Genomic DNA, 19,562 nt, shown 5'->3' on the forward strand with positions numbered 1-19,562 from the left:
GCGCACCCGCCGAGTGAGGTTCGTCATGGGATGGCACACGACGAGCGGCGTGAAAGCGGTTTGCGTCACCGACGCGTTCGCCGCCACTACCGACCGGTTGCCGTCACCGACGCGTTCGCCGCCACTACCGACCGGTTGCCGTCACCGACGCGTTCGCCGCCACTATCGACTCGACCGTCGCTGTTCGTGCCGCGGTCGCGGGCTGCGGCACGGTCTCCCGCGACGCCGGACTCGCCGCGACGCGTTGGTTTTTACGCATGCGTGGGCTTTCGGACCGTATGCAAGATGCATTCGCCAGTCGCCTCCGCGGCCGCGAGTCGCTCGTCGGCGCGTGGTGCACGGTCGGGCACCCGGTCGTCGCCGAGGTGCTCGCCGCCGAACCCGTCGACTTCGTCGTCCTCGACGGCGAGCACTCCGAGAACGACCTCGGGGACCTCGCGGACTGCGTGCGCGCCGTCGACGCCGCGAACCATCGCGCTCGGGAGCGCGAGGGAGCAGACGCGACACAGACTGCGACCGTCGTCCGCGCGAGCGGCCCGGACCGCGCCGAGATCAAGCGCCTCCTCGACCTCGGCCCCGACGGCGTGCTCGTCCCGCAAGTAGAGTCGCTCGCGGACGCCGAGGCGGCCGCACAGGCCAGCCAGTACCCGCCCGAGGGCGTGCGGGGCGTCGCGGGCGGTCGGGCCGCCGACTACGGCCGGACGCTCGGCGACTACTACGAGCGCGCGAACGACGACGTCGCGACGTTCGTCCAGGTCGAGACCACGGGCGCGCTCGACGACGCGGACGCCATCGCCGACCTCGACGGCGTCGACGCGCTGTTCGTCGGCCCCGCCGACCTCTCGGCGCGCCTCGGCGCGTTCGCCGAGTTCGACGACGCGGCGTTCGCGGACGCGGTCGCGGACGTCGTCGCCGCCGCTCACGGCGCGGACGAACCGATCGCTGTCGGCACGCTCGCGACGAGCACGGCGAACGCGCCCGAGCGAAAGCACGACTGGGGGATGGACTACGTCGTCGGCGGCGTCGACGTCGCGCACCTCCGCGAGGGACTCGGCGGGTACCTGGACGCACTGGACGGAGGTGCGGACTGAATGGGCGGCGAGAGGACGCGCGTCGAGCGCGTCGCGGTGACGACGCCCGAGTACGACGCACCCGAGGGCGGGAACAGCGCGTGGGTGCTCCCCGAGGACGGCGTCGTCGTCGACCCCGGCCCACCCGGCGACGTCCCCTGGGAGCAACTCACCGAGGGACTCGCCGACGCCGGACTCGCGCTCGCGGACGTCGAGCACGTCGTCCTCACGCACTGGCACGTCGACCACGTCGGGCTCGCGCCGCGGCTCGCCGACGCCGCGGACGCGACGGTCGCCATGCACGAGCGCGACGCACCGCTCGTCGGCGACTACGCGAGAGAGCGCGAGCGCCGCGTGGAGCGCGACGCGGCGACGCTCGCGCGCTGGGGCGTCCCCGACGAGCACGTCGCGTCGGTCCGGGGCGCGGACTCGCGGACGCCGTTCCCCGACGAGTTCCCCGTGACCGCGCTCGCCGGGGGCGACCGCGTCGGCTCGCTGTCGGTCCTCGCGACGCCGGGACACACGGCCGGACACGCCGCATTCGTCGTCGTCGAAAGCGACGCGGATGGAGAGAGGGCCGGTAACGGCGACACCGGGCGCGCGATAGTCGGCGACGCCGCGCTCAGGACGGTCACGCCGAACGTCGGCGGCGGCGACACCCGGTTGGACGACCCGCTCGCGGCGTACCGCGGGACCCTCGACGCGCTCGCTGCGCGCGCCGACCGCGCGCTCCCCGGGCACGGGACCGCGTTCGACCTCGACGAGCGCGTCGCGGAGATCCGGACGCATCACCGCGAGCGCGCCGGGAACGTCCGCGACGCGCTCGTCGCACTCGACGGAGACGCCGCCGACGACGCTGGAGACGACCGGTCATCCGCCGACGGCGCGACGCCCTGGGCGGTCGCGGAGGCGTGCTTCGGGGAGATGGCGGGCTATCACGTCAAGTTCGGCGCGGGCGAGGCGTTCGCGCACCTCCGCGACCTGACGGCGCTCGACATCGCGGAGTGCGTCGGGAGCGACCCGCTCCGGTACGCACCCGCGAACGACGGCGGTGACGTCGGCGCCGACGACGGTGACGCCGACGCGGCCGCGCGGCTCGACGACGCCTGGTACGTCGACGAGAACTGACCGCAGACGGGACGCGACTGGACCGACTGGTACGAGGCACGCTCGCCGTCGGTCAGGCGAACAGCTCCTCGACGAGCGTCCCGATGAGCTTGTTCTCCGCCAGCCGGAGGTGTTCCTCGAACGTTCGCCGGTCGATCCCCATGTCGTCGGCGAGCGCCTCCGTCGTGCTGTCCCGCGGGATGGCGTAGTAGCCGCCCTCCCAGGCGTTGACGACGGCTTCCTCCTGGCGCGCGGAGAGGTCGGGGACGAGCGAGTCGAGCGAGAGCAACGGTCGGTCCTGCGTGACCGTGTCCACCTCGCGCTTGGAGCGCACCGTCACCCGGAACGACTCCTGGACGTCCTGGTAGAACCGCGTGAGGTTCTCGGGGTCGAGCGTGAGGACGCGGACGACCTTCCCGCCGCTCTCGTACCGGAGCGGCGGGAGCAGCAGGCAGTCGTGGCGTTCGAGGTACTCCTCGACGTTCCCTTCCGTGAACGGGCGGAGGCACTCCTCGGTGATGAGCACCTTCTCTTCGCCGCGCGAGATGACGTCCTTCAGGCCAACGGCCGCCTCGATCTCGCTGGCGACGACGTCGTCTTCGTCCCCGCGGACGTGCAGGAGGTCGCAGTGGTCGTTGCACCAGAGTTCGATGCTCACGTCGCGTCCGGCCGTCGCGTCCTCGTACGCGACGTCGCCGCGGATGTGGAAGGTCGCCTCGTACATGCTCGTACTCGAACGGTCGCCCACGACGGTAAAGAACCCCACCACGTGCTGCTCTCTCTTCGCGGTGTTGGATTGCGTGGCCGGTCGACGGCGACGGGTTCGTGATGAGTGCGCTGCTCATGGACGCCTTGGACTTCGCGGTCGACGAGAGCGAAGAGACCATCGACCACGTCGTCGCGACTGCGGTGCAGTTAGGCGTCTCCATCTCCTTGTGCTGGACAGATGACCGACGGTGACGGGCGCGGGACCACCACAGACGACCCAGAGGAGAGTCTCGGTCGGTCGGTCCCTGCGGTCGCGCGCGAGTACGCGCCCGGCGTCGCCGCACTCGTCGTCTTCGCCGTCGCCGCGCGCCTCGCGAGCGACCTGGTCCCGCACGCGAGCGCGCTCGTCGTCGCCGTCGCGTTCGGCATCGTCGTCGCGAACACGGTCGGCGTCCCGGACGTCCTCGCGGCCGGCGTCCGCACGCACAAGTTCTGGCTCGCGGCCGGCATCGTCCTCATGGGCGCGCGCGTCTCGCTGTCGACGCTCGTCTCGGCCGGGCCTCAGATCGCCGTGCTCGTCGTCGGCGTCGTCGTCGCCACCGTCCTCCTCGTCGAGGGACTCTCGGCGCTCGTCTTCGACGTCCAGGCGGAACTCGGGTCGCTGCTCGCCGCGGGCGCGAGCGTCTGCGGCGTCTCCGCCGCCGTGGGCGTCGCCGGCAGCATCCGCGCCAGCGAGGACCAGCTCGCGTACGCCGCCGGCACCATCCTCCTCTTCGACGTCGTCACGCTCTTCGTCTATCCCGCGCTCGCCGGCCCGCTCGGGCTCTCCGACCGCGCGTTCGGCGTCTGGGCTGGACTCACGATGTTCTCGACGGGTCCCGTGACTGCCGCAGGGTTCGCGGTCTCGGACGTCGCGGGCCGCTGGGCGACCATCACGAAACTCACGCGGAACCTCCTCTTGGGCGTGCTCGTCGGCGCGTACTCCATCCGGTACGCGAACGCGAGCGAGTACGACACCGCCGGGAGCGCGTTCTCGCCGCGAGAGCTCTGGCGGACGTTCCCGAAGTTCGTCCTCGGGTTCTTCGCCGTCGTCCTCGTCGCGTCCACGCCGCTCGTCTCCGACGCCGCACGCACGCAACTCACGCACGGCTACCGCTGGCTGTTCCTGCTCGCGTTCGCCGGTCTCGGCCTCAGCGTCGAGTTCGAGGACCTCCGCTCGACGGGCCTGACGCCGATCGTACTCCTGCTCACATCGCTCCTCGTCGTCAGCGCGCTCGCGTTCGTCGCCGTCGGCGTCCTCCTCTGACCCGGGCGGCTCCGACGAGTCGGTCGCGTTTCGCACTACGCCCGTGCGACGACGAGGAGCCGTTCGGCGTCCTGGTCGAACGGGTCGCCGTCGAGCGTCCCATACGCCTCGACCCCATCGAACCCGGCGTCCGCGAGGAGTTCGGTGAGTTCGTACGCGGAGTAGAGCCGATGCGAGACGTCGAACTCGCGGACGTCGCCGTCGACGACGAGCCGCCACGTGTTCTCCATCCACGACCAGTCGTCCGCGACAGCGTGCTCTTCGAGGACGTAGCCGTCGTCGAAGTCCTCCCACGTCCGGGCGCGGAAGTCGCTCGCGAGCGTCTCCTTCGACGCGAGGTCCATGACGAGCGTGCCGCCGGGCGCGAGCACGTCGTGGAGGTTCCGGGCGACGCGCGCGTCGTCCGCGCGGTCCTCGAAGTACCCGAAGGACGTGAACAGGTTCAGCGCGAGGTCGAACGCGCCGTCGCGGCGGAACTCGCGCATGTCGGCCTCGACGAACTCGACGGCCTCGGCGACGCCGCGGTCGGCGGCGCGCTCGCGCGCCTCCTCGACGTACGCCGCGGTCGCGTCGACGCCGGTCACGTCGAACCCACTGTCGGCGAGCGCGACGCTGTGCCGACCCGGCCCGCAGGGCAGGTCGAGGACCGCGTCGCCGGGTGAGACGTCGACACCGGGGAGCGCGAGCACGCTATCCAGTTCGTCGCGCGCGTCCGCGAACCGCTCCGCGGGGAACATCGCGTCCCGGAACGCCTCCCAGAACCGTTCGTCCTCGTGCCACGGTCGCTCCGTTTCCATAGGCGACACGTCGAGGCCTTGACTTCAATGCGTGCCGATGCTGCAGTCTCGCGCTGCCGGACCGGTCTCCGTCGGTCCTGGCCGTGGCGACGCCGGAACGAGTCCGTCCATCGGGACGAGGACGTCCCCCGGGACGAGCCCGACGGACGCGACTTACTCCTTCTTGTGCGTGAAGATGACCGCCTGGTCGTCGACGCTCCCGACGCAGAGGTCGAGCTGGCGGGAGAGGTTGAGGCTCGTCGGGTTCTCCTTGCAGACGACGAGGTCGTCGAACGGCTCCTCGCACGCCGGGCACGTGACCGCGACGGTGTTCTGGTAGCTCTTGATCGCCTGGTTCTCCTCTCGGCGCGTGAGCGAGGCCACGAGTTCGTCGAAGTCGACGTCGTCCATACCACGCCTAACCGCGCCCGCCGACATAAATCCGTGCGAGAGCGAGCCACGATTCGCTCGCCGGCCGAGCGGGTAGGTCACCGTTCGCTGCGAGCGGTGGTCAACGCGCGACGGTGGCGAGCACCCCACCCCGGTATTTGAACGACCCCGCTTGTGGTGGGTCAAAGGCAAACCGGCCGGCGGTCGAACGCCCGAGTATGGCGAGCAACTCCGGCGGCGGAAACCTGGACGTCGGCGACGTGAGCGACCAGTACCGCGAGTACGAGGGCGCACCGACCGGCACCGACATCGAGTGCGAGGGCTGGCGGCAGGAGGCTGCCCTTCGCATGCTGAACAACAACCTCGACCCGGAGGTCGCCGAGAACCCCGAGGAGCTCGTCGTCTACGGCGGCACCGGGCGCGCGGCCCGGTCGTGGGACGCGTACGACGCCATACTGGCCGAGCTGCGCGAGCTCCCGGACGACGAGACGCTGCTCGTGCAGTCCGGGAAGCCCGTCGGGCGGTTCGAGACGCACGAGCGCGCGCCACGCGTCCTCATCGCGAACTCGAACCTCGTCGGCGCGTGGGACGACTGGGAGCACTTCCACGAGCTCGAGGCCGAGGGGAAGATCATGTACGGCCAGATGACGGCGGGGTCGTGGGCGTACATCGGCACGCAGGGCATCATTCAGGGGACGTTCGAGACGCTCGCGGAGGCCGCCCGACAACACTTCCCCGACCAGGAGGGCCTGCGCGGAACCATCACCGTCACCGCCGGGCTCGGCGGAATGGGTGGTGCACAGCCGCTCGCGGTGACGATGAACCACGGCGTCTGCATCGCGGCGGAGGTCGACGAGCACCGGATCGACCGCCGCATCGAGACCGACTACTGCATGGAGAAGACCGACGACCTCGACGAGGCCATCGCGATGGCCGAAGACGCCGCCGAGAGCGGCGAACCCCTCTCCATCGGCCTTCACATGAACGCCGCGGACATGTTCGAGGGGATGCTCGAGCGCGGATTCGTCCCGGACGTCGTCACCGACCAGACGAGCGCGCACGACGAACTCGAGGGCTACTACCCGAGCGGGTACACGGTCGAGGAAGCCGACGAACTCCGGCGCGAGAACACCGAGCGGTACGTCGAGGAGAGCCTCGACACGATGGAGCGCCACGTGCAGGGCATCCTCGACATGCAGAACGAGGGCGCGGTCGCGTTCGAGTACGGGAACAACATCCGCGGGCAGGTCCAGGACCACCGCGACTTCGAGGAGGCCTTCGACTTCCCCGGGTTCGTGCCGGCGTACATCCGGCCGCTGTTCTGTCGCGGCAAGGGGCCGTTCCGCTGGGCGGCGCTCAGCGGGAACGAGAACGACATCGCGCGCACCGACGAGGCCGTGCTCGAACTGTTCCCTGGGAAGGACGACCTGGCGCGCTGGATCGACCTCGCTCGCGAGCAGGTGTCGTTCCAGGGGCTCCCGAGCCGGGTGTGCTGGCTCGGGTACGAGACGACGCCCGTGAGCGAGACGCCGCTGGACGCGACGCACGTCGACGAGGACGCGGAACTCACCGAGCGCGCGCTGTTCGCGCTCCGCATCAACGAGCTCGTCGCGAGCGGCGAGATCGACGCGCCGGTCGTCGTGACGCGCGACCACCTCGACGCGGGCTCGGTCGCGAGCCCGAATCGCGAGACCGAGGCCATGAAGGACGGCACGGACGCGGTCGCGGACTGGCCGATCCTGAACGCGCTCCTCAACACCGCGTCGGGTGCGGACATCGTGAGCGTCCACGACGGCGGCGGCGTCGGGATCGGGAACTCCCTGCACACGAACAACCACGTCGTCCTCGACGGCACGGACCTCGCCGCGGAGAAGGCCCGGCGCGTGTTCACGACCGACCCCGGGATGGGCGTGATCCGGCACGCCGACGCCGGCTACGACGAGGCGCTCGACGAAGCCGACCGGAGCGGTGTGGCGGTACCGATGCGCGACCGGCACGAGCCGCCACGCGGCTCGGAAAGCGCGAGCGGCGACGCCGCGAGCGACGCCGCGGACGAGGAGGCAGAATGAGCGCTGGAAACCTCCAGACGGTCGTCCACGGCGCCGCCGAGGTCGTCGTCGGGAAGCGCGACGGCGCGTGGCCTGGCGGCGACCCCGCCGACGAACTCCTCGAGGTCCACGAGGACGCGGCGATAGCGGTCGTCGACGGCGAGGTCGCGGCGGTCGGCCCGACCGAGGACGTGCTCCGCGAGTACCCGGCGGAGAACGCTGACGAGGCGTACGACGCGAGCGGTCAGTCGGTCGTCCCGGGGTTCGTCGACCCGCACACGCACGCGGTGTTCGCTGGCGACCGGAGCGACGAGTTCGAGGCGAAGCTCCGCGGGAAGTCCTATCAGGACATCCTCGCAGAGGGTGGCGGCATCCTCCGCACCGTCCGCGCGGTCCGCGAGGCGAGCGAGAATGCGCTCGCGGCGAACCTCCGCGAGCACCTCGACGCGATGCTCGCGTACGGCACGACGACCGTCGAGGTCAAGTCCGGGTACGGGCTCGACACCGAGACCGAACTGAAGCTCCTGCGCGCGGTCGACGACGCCGCGAGCGACCATCCCATCGACGTCGTGCCGACGTTCATGGGCGCGCACGCCATCCCCGAGGGCGAGGACGCGGACGAGTACGTCGACGCCGTCGTCGACGAACAGATTCCGGCCGCGGCCGAGCAGGGCGTCGCTGAGTTCTGCGACGTCTTCTGCGAGGAGGGCGTGTTCAGCGTCGAGCAATCCCGTCGGGTCCTCGAAGCCGGCGAGGAAGCCGGACTAACGCCGAAGGTGCACGCCGAGGAACTCGCACATATTGGTGGCACGAAACTCGCTGCGGAGGTCGGTGCGGCGAGCGCGGACCACCTCCTGCACTCGACGCGGGAGGACGTCGACGCGCTCGTCGACGCGAACGTCGTCCCCGTCGTCCTCCCCGGGACCGCGTTCGGCCTCGGTGCGGACTACGCGGACGCCGAGACGATGCTCGACGCGGGCGCGCCCGTCGCCGTCGCCACGGACTTCAACCCGAACTGCCACAGTCGCTCGATGGGGTTCGCGCAGTCGCTGTGCTGCGTAGAGATGGGGATGACGCCCGCACAAGCGCTCGTCGCCGCCACCGAACACGCGGCCATGGCGCTCGACCGTCCCGCGAGGGGCCGACTCGACGAAGGCAGCCGCGCCGACATGGCTGTCGTCGACGCACCCAGTCACGTCCACGTCCCCTACCAATTCGGCGAGAACACCGTCGACGCCGTCTTCAAGGCCGGCGACCGCGTCGTCTGAGCGAAGCGGACGGCCTGATCGTCTGGCCGAGCACAGTCGGCCAGGCGACGTGGCGCCCGTCGACGCGACCGCCGACACCTCTTTCGTCGTCGACCGAGACGACTCCGCCATGAGCGACCTGTTCGAGACGACATTCCGCGTGGCGACCGTCGAGGACGCCGAGCCGTTCCCGGAGGCGCGCAAACCCGAGCTCGTGAAGGTGCAACTGGACTTGGGGGACGAGACCCGCCAGTCTGCCGCGCAACTCGGCTACAACTACGACGTCGAGGATCTCGTCGGCCGCCAGGTGCTGTGCGCGACGTCGCTCGGGACGGTGACCATCGCGGGGTTCGAGTCCGAGGCGCTCGTCGTCGGCGTCCCAGACGACGACGGCAATCCCGTGCTCGTCGTCCCGGACGACGACGTACCGAACGGCGGCGGCTTGTACTGAGGTACGAGCTGTACTGACCGCTGACCGGATCGTTCAGTTCTCGCGGACGACTTCCCGGACCCGGTCGGCGAGCACGTCGAGTCCCGCGGCGTCAGTCTGCTTCCGGAGGTACTTGGTCGCGCCGTTGTTCAGCGCCTCGCTCGCCACCGCCTCGCTGCCCATGCCCGTGTAGAGGATGAACGGGACGTCGGGATCGACGTCCCGGATCGCGCGCAGGAAGTCCAATTCGGTCATTCCCGGCATGTCGTAATCGCTGACGATACAGTCGAACGACCGGTCTCTGAGAGCCTCGACGGCGGCGGCGACGTCGGTCTCGGTGGTCACTGAGATGTCGGGGTGGTCGCGAGCGAACCGTTTCACGACGAGCGCCGCGAGGTCCTCGAAGTCCTCCACGAACAGGACGTCGACGCGGCCGTCGGCGTGGGGTGCGGGCGCCGACCCGGTCGCGTCGGTGACGTCGTCGGCGAGCGCGACCGCCAGCCAGGCGTCGAGGCGTTTCGGGTCGACTTCGAGCGCGACCACGTCCGCGTCGCGCCTCCACGACGCGATGCCGAGCCCCTCGAGCTTCGGGAGGTGAACGTGGTAGACCGCCGCTTCCAGCGCGTCCGAGTTCCGTGTTTCGCCTGCGCGGAACGTCGTCGTGCGGAGGACGTCCACGAGCTCGTCGACGGTGGACGCCCCGTGGTGGGCAAGGTGGAAGAGCAGGCGCCGTCGCACCTCGTCTTCCAGCGCGGCGCTGAACTCGTCCGCCGTCGCCGCCTTGGTAGGCGACGGCGGCCGGTCAGTAGTCGGAGTATCTGGCATTACGCTTCCCGGGAGGATGCGGGCAGATATCGTCGTTGTGCTGGTTTGCGGGTGCGTGCTCGCCAGTTCGTGAACAGTTGCCGACGGTCACTCTGCGATCGGGACCTGACGGGATTCGCATCGCCGAGTGCGACCGATCTTCACGCCTGGGTCGCGTTGTACGTCACCTCGACGGTCACGGACACCGACACCGGGCTGACGTCGATGTTGGTTCCCCCGGCGTCCGCCGCCTCCGCGAAGCGACCGTCGCTCGCGGTGCCGCCGACGCGGACGTGCCGCACGGAGTCGATACGCAGGTTCGTGCTCGACGCGACGATCGTCGCCTGCTCGCGGGCGTCCGAGACGGCGCGGTCGATGGCCGTCTCGCGCAGTTCGTCCAGTTGCTCGTCGGACAGCACGAACTGGACGCCGAACACCTCGCTCGCGCCGTTCTCCACGGCCACGTCGACGAGTTCGCCGACGGCGCTCGTGTCGTTCGTCGTCACTTCGAACGTCTGTCTGGCGACGAACGCGCTCTGGTTCTGGCGGTCATCTGGTGCGACGCTGAAGTCGATGGTCCGCACCGAGTCGTTCGAGAGGCCGGCGTCGGCGAGCGCGTTCCGCAGGTCGCTGCTGTTGTTCGCGAGCGCCGCCGTCGCCGCGCTCGCGGAGTCGGCTCGCGCCGTCGTCGCGACCAGGATCACCGCCTGGTCCGGTTGGGCCGACACCGACCCAGTCCCGGATACCGTTATCGTCGACTCGTTCTGCTGGCTCGAGCTCTCGGCCGTCGGGGCTTCACTCGGGATTGCCGGTGACTGGTCGCCGGTCGTGCTCGCGTCGGCGCCGAGGGCGGGCCCGGCGAGGACGCCCGCGCCGAGAACCATCGTGCCGAGAAGTATCGCTACGACCGTCGCGCCGTTCCGATGATCGAATCGCATGCTCGTCCTTCACCGGGAACCCGCATTGTAATCGAGACGTTATCGGGTACGAACCCGGCACGTCGCGGACGAACCCGTCGGTCGCTCCCGGGTCACGGTCGGCGAGAAACCCGATGCTAGTCCGTCATCGGTGAACGTGCGAAAACGGAGCGGTCCCGTTCGACCGGGACCCGGTGGCTGCCGCCTACCCGCCGAGGTAGAGCCGCGAGACCTCGGGGTTGTCGAGGAGGCCGTCGGCGTCGTCGGCGTACGCGACGGTTCCCTGGTCGAGGACGTAGCCCTTGTCGCTGATCGAGAGGCCCTTGCGGGCGTTCTGTTCGACCATCAGGATCGCCGTCCCGAGGTCGTTCACCGCCATCACGTCGTCGAACACCTCGTCCGCCGTGTTCGGCGCGAGGCCCGCGGACGGCTCGTCGATGAGGAGCACGTCCGGTTCCATGACGAGCGCTCGCGCGAACGCGAGCACTTGCCGCTGGCCGCCCGAGAGCGTCTTCGCCTTCGCGGACTGCTTCTCGGTCAGTAGCGGGAACCGGTCGTAGAGTTCGTCGATCACCGGCCCGATGTCGTCGCTCCGGGCGACGCCGCCCATGCGGAGGTTCTCCTCGATCGTGAGGTTCCCGAACACGTTCTCGGTCTGGGGGACGTACCCGATCCCGGTGCGGACGATGTCCTCGGGCGCCATCCCGCCGATGTCGTCGCCGTGGTACCGGACGTGGCCCGTCCACGGCGTCAGCATCCCGAACACGGTCTTCAGGACCGTCGACTTCCCGGCGCCGTTCGGGCCGACGAGGCACGCGATCTCGTCCTCCGCGAGCGTCATCGACAGGTCGTCGAGCACCTGCACGTCCCCGTAGCCGGAGTCGACGTTCTGGACGTCCAGCACGACGTTCTCCTCGGGGTCGCGTTCGATGACGCCAGTGCTAGCGCTCATTCGCCGGCCCCTCCGTCCCGCAACGCATTCGTGGTCATTGGCCGGGGCCTCCGAGGTACGCGTCGATGACGCGGTCGTCGTTCCGGACGGCGTCCGGCGTGCCCTCTACGAGCACGCTCCCCTGGTCGAGGACGATGATCGGGTCTGCGAGGTTCATGATGAAGTCCATGTCGTGTTCGATGATGCAGAACGTCACGCCCTGCTCGTTGAGGCGCGCGATCTGGTCGCGGAGCTTGTTCGCGAGCGTCGGGTTGACGCCGGCGACGGGCTCGTCGAGCAGGAGCACCTCGGGTTCGGCGAGCATCGCGCGAGCGAGCTCGACGAGCTTCATCTGACCGCCCGAGAGGTCCGTCGCGGACTGTGCGGCGAGATGCTCGATCTCGAACTCCTCCAAGATGCGGTGGGCGTCCTCGAGGTTCTTCCGTTCCTGCTCGTGGACGTCGCCGGGGCGCGTGAACAGCGAGACGAACGACTCGCCGATCTGGTCCTGCGCGCCGACGAGCATCGCCTCGCGGACGGTCATCCCCTCGAGCTTGCGGGGGGTCTGGAACGTCCTGATGAGGCCGTGGTCGGCGACCCGATGCGGTTCCGCGTCCGTCACGTCCGCGCCGTTCACGCGCACGTGCCCGGAGTCCTCCTCGTAGAACCCCGTGATGAGGTTGAACAGCGTGGACTTCCCGGCACCGTTCGGACCGATGAGGCCCGTGATGGTGCCCTTCTCGACCTGGAACGACGCGTCGTTCGTCGCGACCAGGCCACCGAACGTCTTCCTGAGGGTGTCGACCTCGAGGACCACGTTCTCCTTGTCGAGGTTCGGTCCGTCCCGCAGTCGCGGCTGCTGTTCACTCATCGGAATCACCTCGGTGGACCGTGCCGTCGCTATCGTCCGCGTCCGCGCGGTGAGCCGTGGAGTCGGTATCGTCCGCGTCGGCGTCGTCGGCCGCCGATTCCGCGTCGGCGTCGTCGGCCGCTGACTCCGCGTCCGTGTGGTCGGCCGCCGGGTCGGCGTCGGACGTCTCTGCGACGCCGGTATCATCCTCGCCGACGTCGCTCGCGTCCGCGTCGTGGACGGTCGAGTCGACGCCGTCGTGCGCTCGTGCCGGCTCCTCGTCGGGGCCGGGCGAGTCGTCGACCTGCGAGCCCGTGACGACGCCGCCGGCGACGTCCGCGGACCGCGCGGCGCTCGGCCAGATGAGCTCGCGCTGTGGCGGCAGCACGCCCTCGGGGCGGTACCGCATGACGAGGATGATGACGACGCCGACGACGAGGAGGCGCGTCGACGCGAAGTTGTTCACGATCGTCGCGTACGTCGACTCGATCACGGCGAGGAACGCGGGCAGGTCGACGGGCAGCGTCTCCGGGAGTGCGCCGCCGATGAACCGCGTCCCCTCCTGGATCGCGATGATGACGAACCCGCCGAACATCGCGCCGCGGTTCGACCCACTCCCGCCGAGGATGACCGCGATCCACACGTAGAACGTGTTGATCGGGTTCAGGTCGCCGGGACTCACGTAGAGGTTCAGGTGCGCGTAGAACACGCCCGCGAGCGCCATGATGACGCTCCCGAGGACGAACGCCTGCATCTTCAGCGCGTACGTGTCCTTCCCGAGTGCCTCCGCGAGGTCCTCGTCGCTCCGGATCGTCCGGAGGACGCGCCCCCACGGCGACTGGTGGACGCGCCGCAGGACGACGTACGTCACTGCGACGAACGCCGCGACGAGGAAGACGTTCAGCAACTGCTGCCAGAACGACTCTCCGAGCGTGAACCCGAGGATCCGCGTCGTCCAGAGACCGGGGAGTCCGACCTCGAGTGCCTGGAACCGGAGTCCCGGCATCGCCTGCGGGAACGTCCCGAGGAGCGGCCAGCCGTCGAAGAACCCGGGGATGCCCCGGAGGCCGGCGCTCCCGTTCGTCCACCCGCGCTGGTTCAGCATCACGAGCCGCACGACCTCAGCGAGCCCGAGTGACGCGATCGCGAGGTAGTCCGCGCGCAGGCGGAGCGTCGGGATCCCGATGATCACGGCGAGCACCGCCGCGAGCGCGAGCCCGACGACGATGCCGACGAGCGGCACCGGGACGAACCCGAGGATCGGGTCCATACCGCCGGTCAGCGGCGACGAGTCCGCCGTCAACAGCGCGGTCCCGTACGCGCCGAGGCCGAAGAACGCGGCGACGGAGAAGTTGATCAGTCCCGTGTACCCCCACTGGACGTTCAGGCCGAACGACAGCAGGATGTACATCCCGACGAGGCCGACGAGGTACATGAAGTACGTCGGGCCGAGGCCGCCGGAGACGAGCCCCCAGAGCAGGAGCGCGAGCAGTCCCGCGACGAACGCGGCGACGCCCCGCTCGGCTCCCGTCAGCGTCGACCAGTAGCCGTGTGGGTCGCTGAGAACGCCCGGCCGCTCGGTCTCGCCGGGCTCGCTTCCTTCGGTAGGCTCGCCGGTCTCGGTGGTCTCGCTCACGTCGCTGACTCACCCATTATGCCGTTCGGTCGCGCGAGCAGGACGGCGACCATGATGACGAACGCGACCGCGTTCGCGTACTCGATACCGATCGGGATCCCCCAGTCGGTCGGGACGAACGGCGCGTACTGGCCGAAGTTCGAGAGCAGCGGCATCATCTGGTTGATCATCCCGATGAGGAACCCGCCGAGCATCGCGCCGTACACCGACCCGATGCCGCCGAGGATCACCGCCGCGAACACGACGAGGAGGATGTCGAACCCCATGCGCGGCGAGAGCTGGTTGAAGAGGCCGAGGAAGCCGCCGCCGGCGCCGGCGAGACCGGCGCCGATGATCCACGTCCAGATCTCGATGCGATTCGTGCGGATCCCGCTCACTCGTGCGAGGTCGGGGTTGTCCGCGGTCGCGCGCATCTTCCGGCCGAGGTCCGTGTACTGCAGGACGACGTGGAGTGCGGTGACGAGGATGACCGCGGAGAACACGATCGCGAGGTCGTGCTCGGTCAGGCGCACGCCGTACGGCAGGAACGCTTCGATCGGCCGCAGTACCTGGATCCCGTACTCCGTGAAGTCCGCGCCGAAGCCCATCCGGATGACCGACCGGTAGACGAACGCGACGCCGATGCTCGTGATCAGGAGGCCGATCGAGCCGATCTCGACGGGTTCGTAGATGATCTTGTGCGTGATCACGGCGACGAGCGCCGCGACGAGCGTCCCCGCGAGGAGCGCGACGAAGAACCCGTACGGGACGCCGAGGAGACTCCCGCCGAGCGTGCCGACGGCGCCAAACGTCACGAGCGCCGCGTACGCGCCGACGGTCATCGTGTCGCCGTGCGCGAAGTTCGCGAAGTTCGCGATCGAGTACACGAGGGAGAGCCCGATGCTGGCGAGGACGATGATGCTACTGAAGACCAGGCCGTTCGCGACGAACTCTAGGACGGACATCGTTCGGAGTTGTTACTCCGAGGAGATGGTGCCCGTCGAGACGTACTCGTGCTCCTGGACCTCGAAGATCTGGAGGAACCCGGCGGGGTCCCCGTTCTCGTCGAAGTCGATCGGGCCCGAGACGCCCTGGTAGTCGATGTCCGACGCCGACCCGTCGTCGCCGAGGACCTCCACGGCGTCGGCGTACGTCGCGACCTCCTCGCCCTCGGGGCGCGTGACGTCGCGGACGGTGTCCTGGAGTGCGCTCGCCGTGAAGTCGCTCGCGGTGGCGATGCTGAGCGCCGCCGTGACGACGCAGTCGTACGCGTACGCGGACCACGCGGTCGGCTCGGTGTCGTACTCGTCCTGGAACCGGGAGGCGAACTGCTGGTAGTTCTCTTGGTCGATCGCCGCGCTCGGCGCGACGACCTTCATGCCGTCGAGACTGCCCTCGGGCGTGTTGTTCAGGACCTCCGGCCCCTTCACGGAGTCGGCGCCGTAGAACTGGGCCTCGTACCCGCTGGAGTACGCTTCCTGTGCCATCGTCGCGAACTCGGGCTGGTACGTGATGAACAGCCACGCGTCGGCGTCGGCGTTCGCCATCCCGGAGACGACGCTCGAGTACGACGACTGGCCCTGGTCGTGGCTCTGGTTGTACGCGACGTCGCCGTCCCACGCCTCGGTGAAGGCGTCCGTGATGCCCTGGCCGTAGTCGTTGTTGATGTACGTGACGGCGACGGAGTCGTAGCCGTCCTCGGCGATGATCTCCGCGAGCGCGCCGGACTGGACGCGACCGGTCGGGCTCATGCGGAGCAGTCCCGGGAAGTCGGTGAGTGCGGGGCTCGTGGAGTTCTGACTGAGCTGGACGACGTCCGTGTTCTGGATGACGGACTGGTAGATCGCGAGGCTCACGCCGGAGCCGACCGCGCCGATGACGAACGGGACTTCGTCCTGGTTCACGAGCTTCTGGGCCGCGCTCACGCCGGGCTGGGACTCGGACTGGGAGTCCTCGGTGATGATGTCGAGGTCGCGATCGCCGATGCCTGCGTCGTTCACGTCCGCGAGTGCGAGTTCGACGCCGCGCTGGTTGCGCTCCCCGAACGCGGACAGCGATCCGGTGAGGGAGTCGACCATCCCGATCTGGTAGGCGGAAGTGTCACCGCCATCTCCACCGTCGCCGCCGTCGCCGCCGTCGCCGCCATCGCCGCCATCGCCACCATCTCCACCGTCGCCGCCGTCGCCGCCGGCGTCGGTCTCGGTCTCCGTCTCGTCGGTCGTGGTGACGCAGCCCGCGAGCAGCCCGACGCTGCCGATGCCCACGCCTTTCAGTACGTCTCTGCGAATCCGTCCGCGCTTGTTATCAGGTGCCATAGCGGTATACAGTAGTCATTACGAACTAGAGGCCTATAGTACCGCCCGACCATGGTCGGATCTTGTCGAAAATCGCACGGAGAAGGCCTGAGGGCTCCCTAATCGTTACTTGCTGATGTGTCCGGAACGAAACGGCTGGTCGGGTGTCCATATACCACGACCCGGGCACCGTGTTCGTGCATGATCCCGCCGATAGCGAGCAACTTCGTCGCGGGGAAGACGCCCGCGACCGCGCTCGACCACGCGGCCCAGACGAACCGGGACGGCGTCGCCGTCATCCTCAACCTCCTCGGCGAGCACTACCACGACCGCGAGGACGCGGACGCGGACGCAGACGCCTACGTCGACCTCGCGTCGGACCTCGCCGCGAGCGACGTCGACGGCTGCATCTCCGTGAAACCCAGTCAAATCGGACTCGGAGTGAGCGACGCGGCGTTCGAGGAGAACCTCGCACGCATCGTCGACGAGGCGACCGACCGCGGCATCTTCGTGTGGATCGACATGGAGGACCACGAGACGACCGACGTCACGCTCGACGCGTTCGAACGGCACGCCCGCGAGACCGACGGGAACGTCGGCGTCTGCATCCAGGCGAACCTGAAGCGCACGCGCGACGACCTCGAACGCCTCGCAGCACTCCCCGGGAAGGTCCGCCTCGTCAAGGGCGCGTACGACGAACCGAAGGAACTCGCGTACGCGGACAAGGCGCGCGTCGACGAGGCGTACCGCGACCTCCTCGCGTACGCGTTCGAGCACTTCGACGACGGCGTCGCCGTCGGTAGCCACGACCCCGCGATGATCGAGTACGCGAAGGAACTGCACGACGAGCACGGCACGCCCTACGAGGTCCAGATGCTCATGGGCGTCCGCGAGGACGCACAGCGCGACCTCGCCGCCGACGGCGTCGACGTCTACCAGTACGTCCCCTACGGTGGCAAGTGGCTCCAGTACTTCTACCGCCGCATTCGCGAACGCAAGGAGAACGTCCTGTTCGCCGCGCGCGCCGTCCTGACCTGACCCGACTGCGACTCGGTTCGACGTCTCGGTACCCGGGACGTGCCGCCGACTCGGCCTCGCGGAGACTCGCTCTCGGGACGCCGTCAGTCGTCCGGGTCCAGGAGCTTCGATTCGGCCTTGCGGAGGTGCTCGAGGAGCGTGGTCTTGGAGACGTCGAGGTCGGCGGCGAGGTCGCGCGTCGAGCAGCCCCGCGGCCACTCGTAGTAGCCGGCTTCGCGCGCGTGCTCGAAGACCTTGCGCTGGGTCGGGGTGAGGGAGTCGAGCCGGCGTTCGCGCTCGCTTCGTGGACTGCCGCTGTCGGGGCCGGTGATCGCAGCGACCGAGACTTCGGCGCCGGCGTCCTCGCGGACGCGGTCGAGGGAATCCTCGATGTTCTCGCGGTCGCCCGTGAAGCAGACCTGCCACTCCTCGCTGCCGTCCTCGATGCGGACGGGCGCGCTGTGCACGAACCCGTGCTCGAGGAGGGTCGGGCAGACCATGTCCGCGGGGTCGTACTCGAGGAAGAACTCGCGGACGACGTTCCCGGGTGCGTCGCGAGCGCGACCGAAGCGCTCCTGGAGTTCGAGGAGTTCGCCGGCGTGCTCGGACGCCTGGATCTCCTCTAAGAGCGCGTCGACCTCCGCCTGGGTCTCGCCGAACGCGGTGAACAGGCCGTTCACGGACTCGGGTGCCGTCATCGGGGTGTTGTAGATGGCGTGTGCCAGGACGCCGCCCGGTACCTTCTCGGTGCTCTCGATCGCCCAGCAGTTCGGGTGCCAGAGCGAGAGCGTGAGGCGCGTCCCGGCGTTCGCCGCTTGACTCATCCTCGTATCGTACATGCCCAGTAGATATGTGTGTAGCGGTGTGACAGGTCGGGCGACCATGGTCGGCGTCCGGCAAGAACTGCCACCGTCCGCGATCGAACCGGCGACGTCTGGAACCGGCAACTACCATGGACCCCGGCACGTTCAAGACCCCCGCGGCTTGACGTTCGATGACTGATGGCCGGTCCTCGCTTCGCCCGCGTCCGCTCGAACGCGTTCGCGCTCGCGCCCCTGTTCGCGAGCGTGCTCTGGGGCGGGATGTACGTCGTCTCGAAGTGGGGGTTCGCGTCGATCCCGCCCGTGACGCTCGCCGCGCTCCGCGTCGCCGTCGGCGCGGCCACGCTCCTCGCGGTCGTCGCCGTCGCGTACCCCTCGCGGGAGTTCTCGCGAGCGGACTGGCGCGGGTTCGGCGTCCTCGCCGTCTGGGTGTCCGTCACGCTCGTCACGCAGTTCCTCGGGACCGACCTGACGACCGCGAGCGAGGGCGCGCTCGTCACGGTACTCACGCCCGTCGCGACGCTCGCCCTCGGTGTGACCGTCCTCGGCGAGTCGCTCACGGCGCGCAAGACCGGCGGGATGGCGCTCGCGCTCGCCGGGACGGGCGTCGTCCTCGCGAGCCGGTACGACCTCGCGACGTTCGGCGCGGGCGCGGCCTCGGGCGTGGCACTGCTCGTCCTGGCGAGCGCCGGGTGGGCCGCGTACACCGTCTGGGGGAAGCGCCTCGTCCGCGAGTACTCGGCGCTGGAGACCGCGACGTACTCGTCGCTCCTCGCCACGCCGCCGCTCGTCGTCGCGGCCGGGGTCGAACTCGCCGTCACCGACACCGCGCTGTCGACGATCCCGGTGACGCCCGAGACCGTCGCTGCGGTGCTCTACCTCGGCGTCGCCGCGACCGCCGTCGCCTGGTACGCGTGGTACAAGGGCGTCGAGTACGTCGACACCGGTACCGTCGCCGTGTACTTCTTCGCCCAGCCCGTCGTCGGCGCGGCACTCGGCGCCCTCTTCCTCGACGAGTCACTCGGCGTCGGGTTCGTCGTCGGCGGCGTCGTGATGGCCGTCGGAATCTACGTCGTCAGCACCGCCCGATCACAGACCGACGCCGATGCGGACCCGAAGACGGCGTCCGCGGCCGACGTCCCCCCGGACTCGCCGGACTGAACGCGCTTCGCTGAGACGACTGGCGGTCCCTACCGGAGCGATTGCCGCGCTCTGTTCGCGCTCTATCTCG

The 19,562-nt window shown here is 69.5% G+C and carries 19 protein-coding genes and 1 pseudogene; 9 read left to right on the plus strand and 11 right to left on the minus strand.

All coding sequences use genetic code 11. From position 1 onward, the window contains the following. Window positions 1-278 precede the first annotated feature (278 nt). On the plus strand, window positions 279-1,091 hold the full coding sequence (locus tag G9C85_RS15460) for an HpcH/HpaI aldolase/citrate lyase family protein (RefSeq protein ID WP_205254388.1): 813 nt from the start codon (window positions 279-281) through the stop codon (window positions 1,089-1,091). Further along, window positions 1,092-2,198 carry an MBL fold metallo-hydrolase gene (locus G9C85_RS15465; protein ID WP_166041673.1) on the plus strand — a complete coding sequence of 369 codons (1,107 nt, stop codon included), beginning with the start codon at window positions 1,092-1,094 and terminating at the stop codon, window positions 2,196-2,198. It begins immediately after the preceding gene. A gap of 52 nt (window positions 2,199-2,250) precedes the next feature. Here the strand turns inward: G9C85_RS15465 and G9C85_RS15470 are convergent, their stop codons facing one another. Next, window positions 2,251-2,901, minus strand: a complete 651-nt coding sequence (locus tag G9C85_RS15470) for a helix-turn-helix domain-containing protein (protein WP_166041675.1) — start codon at window positions 2,899-2,901, stop codon at window positions 2,251-2,253. Between the two features lie 104 nt (window positions 2,902-3,005). On the opposite strand from G9C85_RS15470, the gene G9C85_RS19140 reads away from it, so the two are divergent. Next, the gene (locus tag G9C85_RS19140; RefSeq protein ID WP_275690787.1) at window positions 3,006-3,137 is read left to right on the plus strand and encodes a hypothetical protein; all 132 of its coding nucleotides are present in this window, start codon (window positions 3,006-3,008) and stop codon (window positions 3,135-3,137) included. Continuing rightward, window positions 3,124-4,191: a YeiH family protein gene (locus G9C85_RS15475; protein WP_166041677.1), complete on the plus strand. Its 1,068-nt coding sequence runs from the start codon at window positions 3,124-3,126 to the stop codon at window positions 4,189-4,191. The genes G9C85_RS19140 and G9C85_RS15475 overlap by 14 nt, the downstream gene beginning before the upstream one ends. A gap of 35 nt (window positions 4,192-4,226) precedes the next feature. On the opposite strand, the gene G9C85_RS15480 is transcribed toward G9C85_RS15475, so the two are convergent. Together G9C85_RS15480 and G9C85_RS15485 are read right to left on the minus strand one after the other, a co-directional pair. After that, on the minus strand, window positions 4,227-4,988 hold the full coding sequence (locus G9C85_RS15480) for a cyclopropane-fatty-acyl-phospholipid synthase family protein (protein ID WP_166041679.1): 762 nt from the start codon (window positions 4,986-4,988) through the stop codon (window positions 4,227-4,229). Between the two features lie 153 nt (window positions 4,989-5,141). Next, window positions 5,142-5,378, minus strand: a complete 237-nt coding sequence (locus G9C85_RS15485; protein ID WP_166041681.1) for a hypothetical protein — start codon at window positions 5,376-5,378, stop codon at window positions 5,142-5,144. 197 nt (window positions 5,379-5,575) lie between these two features. Between G9C85_RS15485 and hutU the strand changes: the two genes are divergently transcribed. From hutU to G9C85_RS15500, 3 genes are all read left to right on the plus strand, one after another. Continuing rightward, window positions 5,576-7,426 (plus strand): urocanate hydratase, encoded by a 1,851-nt coding sequence (gene hutU, locus G9C85_RS15490; RefSeq protein ID WP_166041683.1) that lies wholly within the window; start codon window positions 5,576-5,578, stop codon window positions 7,424-7,426. Continuing rightward, window positions 7,423-8,673: an imidazolonepropionase gene (hutI, locus tag G9C85_RS15495; protein WP_166041685.1), complete on the plus strand. Its 1,251-nt coding sequence runs from the start codon at window positions 7,423-7,425 to the stop codon at window positions 8,671-8,673. The genes hutU and hutI overlap by 4 nt, the downstream gene beginning before the upstream one ends. 109 nt (window positions 8,674-8,782) lie before the next feature. Continuing rightward, window positions 8,783-9,103 carry a tRNA-binding protein gene (locus tag G9C85_RS15500; protein ID WP_166041687.1) on the plus strand — a complete coding sequence of 107 codons (321 nt, stop codon included), beginning with the start codon at window positions 8,783-8,785 and terminating at the stop codon, window positions 9,101-9,103. Between the two features lie 33 nt (window positions 9,104-9,136). On the opposite strand, the gene G9C85_RS15505 is transcribed toward G9C85_RS15500, so the two are convergent. The 7 genes and pseudogenes from G9C85_RS15505 to G9C85_RS15535 form a co-directional block, all read right to left on the minus strand. Next, window positions 9,137-9,907: a response regulator gene (locus G9C85_RS15505; RefSeq protein WP_166041689.1), complete on the minus strand. Its 771-nt coding sequence runs from the start codon at window positions 9,905-9,907 to the stop codon at window positions 9,137-9,139. A 140-nt stretch (window positions 9,908-10,047) separates the two neighbouring features. Next, window positions 10,048-10,824 (minus strand): SIMPL domain-containing protein, encoded by a 777-nt coding sequence (locus G9C85_RS15510; RefSeq protein WP_166041691.1) that lies wholly within the window; start codon window positions 10,822-10,824, stop codon window positions 10,048-10,050. Window positions 10,825-11,008: 184 nt separating this feature from the next. Continuing rightward, window positions 11,009-11,755, minus strand: a complete 747-nt coding sequence (locus G9C85_RS15515) for an ABC transporter ATP-binding protein (RefSeq protein WP_166041693.1) — start codon at window positions 11,753-11,755, stop codon at window positions 11,009-11,011. Window positions 11,756-11,789: 34 nt separating this feature from the next. After that, entirely contained in the window at window positions 11,790-12,605 is an 816-nt protein-coding gene (locus G9C85_RS15520) for an ABC transporter ATP-binding protein (protein ID WP_193570785.1), read from the minus strand. A gap of 256 nt (window positions 12,606-12,861) precedes the next feature. Beyond that, window positions 12,862-14,118: pseudogene (locus G9C85_RS15525) on the minus strand (branched-chain amino acid ABC transporter permease); the annotation flags it as partial. Window positions 14,119-14,216: 98 nt separating this feature from the next. Next, a complete protein-coding gene (locus G9C85_RS15530) occupies window positions 14,217-15,164 on the minus strand; it encodes a branched-chain amino acid ABC transporter permease (RefSeq protein WP_166041695.1) in 948 nt (315 codons plus the stop codon). 12 nt (window positions 15,165-15,176) lie between these two features. After that, on the minus strand, window positions 15,177-16,514 hold the full coding sequence (locus G9C85_RS15535) for an ABC transporter substrate-binding protein (protein ID WP_166041697.1): 1,338 nt from the start codon (window positions 16,512-16,514) through the stop codon (window positions 15,177-15,179). Window positions 16,515-16,694: 180 nt separating this feature from the next. Between G9C85_RS15535 and G9C85_RS15540 the strand changes: the two genes are divergently transcribed. Next, window positions 16,695-17,531, plus strand: coding sequence for a proline dehydrogenase family protein (locus G9C85_RS15540; protein ID WP_166041699.1), 837 nt, complete (start codon window positions 16,695-16,697; stop codon window positions 17,529-17,531). A gap of 83 nt (window positions 17,532-17,614) precedes the next feature. On the opposite strand, the gene G9C85_RS15545 is transcribed toward G9C85_RS15540, so the two are convergent. Continuing rightward, window positions 17,615-18,334 (minus strand): helix-turn-helix domain-containing protein, encoded by a 720-nt coding sequence (locus G9C85_RS15545; protein ID WP_205254389.1) that lies wholly within the window; start codon window positions 18,332-18,334, stop codon window positions 17,615-17,617. A gap of 177 nt (window positions 18,335-18,511) precedes the next feature. Between G9C85_RS15545 and G9C85_RS15550 the strand changes: the two genes are divergently transcribed. Next, window positions 18,512-19,492, plus strand: coding sequence for a DMT family transporter (locus G9C85_RS15550; protein ID WP_166041702.1), 981 nt, complete (start codon window positions 18,512-18,514; stop codon window positions 19,490-19,492). The last annotated feature ends 70 nt before the right edge of the window (window positions 19,493-19,562 follow it).

It is taken from the genome of Halorubellus sp. JP-L1 (genome assembly GCF_011440375.1).
Taxonomy (GTDB): Archaea; Halobacteriota; Halobacteria; order Halobacteriales; family Natrialbaceae; genus Halorubellus.

Bases quoted from the DNA above. Each gene is read 5' to 3' on its own strand.
- G9C85_RS15460 (WP_205254388.1), top strand. From the start codon at position 279: ATGCAAGATGCATTCGCCAGTCGCCTCCGCGGCCGCGAGTCGCTCGTC.
- G9C85_RS15465 (WP_166041673.1), top strand. From the start codon at position 1,092: ATGGGCGGCGAGAGGACGCGCGTCGAGCGCGTCGCGGTGACGACGCCC.
- G9C85_RS15470 (WP_166041675.1), bottom strand. From the start codon at position 2,901: ATGTACGAGGCGACCTTCCACATCCGCGGCGACGTCGCGTACGAGGAC.
- G9C85_RS19140 (WP_275690787.1), top strand. From the start codon at position 3,006: ATGAGTGCGCTGCTCATGGACGCCTTGGACTTCGCGGTCGACGAGAGC.
- G9C85_RS15475 (WP_166041677.1), top strand. From the start codon at position 3,124: ATGACCGACGGTGACGGGCGCGGGACCACCACAGACGACCCAGAGGAG.
- G9C85_RS15480 (WP_166041679.1), bottom strand. From the start codon at position 4,988: ATGGAAACGGAGCGACCGTGGCACGAGGACGAACGGTTCTGGGAGGCG.
- G9C85_RS15485 (WP_166041681.1), bottom strand. From the start codon at position 5,378: ATGGACGACGTCGACTTCGACGAACTCGTGGCCTCGCTCACGCGCCGA.
- hutU (WP_166041683.1), top strand. From the start codon at position 5,576: ATGGCGAGCAACTCCGGCGGCGGAAACCTGGACGTCGGCGACGTGAGC.
- hutI (WP_166041685.1), top strand. From the start codon at position 7,423: ATGAGCGCTGGAAACCTCCAGACGGTCGTCCACGGCGCCGCCGAGGTC.
- G9C85_RS15500 (WP_166041687.1), top strand. From the start codon at position 8,783: ATGAGCGACCTGTTCGAGACGACATTCCGCGTGGCGACCGTCGAGGAC.
- G9C85_RS15505 (WP_166041689.1), bottom strand. From the start codon at position 9,907: ATGCCAGATACTCCGACTACTGACCGGCCGCCGTCGCCTACCAAGGCG.
- G9C85_RS15510 (WP_166041691.1), bottom strand. From the start codon at position 10,824: ATGCGATTCGATCATCGGAACGGCGCGACGGTCGTAGCGATACTTCTC.
- G9C85_RS15515 (WP_166041693.1), bottom strand. From the start codon at position 11,755: ATGAGCGCTAGCACTGGCGTCATCGAACGCGACCCCGAGGAGAACGTC.
- G9C85_RS15520 (WP_193570785.1), bottom strand. From the start codon at position 12,605: ATGAGTGAACAGCAGCCGCGACTGCGGGACGGACCGAACCTCGACAAG.
- G9C85_RS15530 (WP_166041695.1), bottom strand. From the start codon at position 15,164: ATGTCCGTCCTAGAGTTCGTCGCGAACGGCCTGGTCTTCAGTAGCATC.
- G9C85_RS15535 (WP_166041697.1), bottom strand. From the start codon at position 16,514: ATGGCACCTGATAACAAGCGCGGACGGATTCGCAGAGACGTACTGAAA.
- G9C85_RS15540 (WP_166041699.1), top strand. From the start codon at position 16,695: ATGATCCCGCCGATAGCGAGCAACTTCGTCGCGGGGAAGACGCCCGCG.
- G9C85_RS15545 (WP_205254389.1), bottom strand. From the start codon at position 18,334: ATGAGTCAAGCGGCGAACGCCGGGACGCGCCTCACGCTCTCGCTCTGG.
- G9C85_RS15550 (WP_166041702.1), top strand. From the start codon at position 18,512: ATGGCCGGTCCTCGCTTCGCCCGCGTCCGCTCGAACGCGTTCGCGCTC.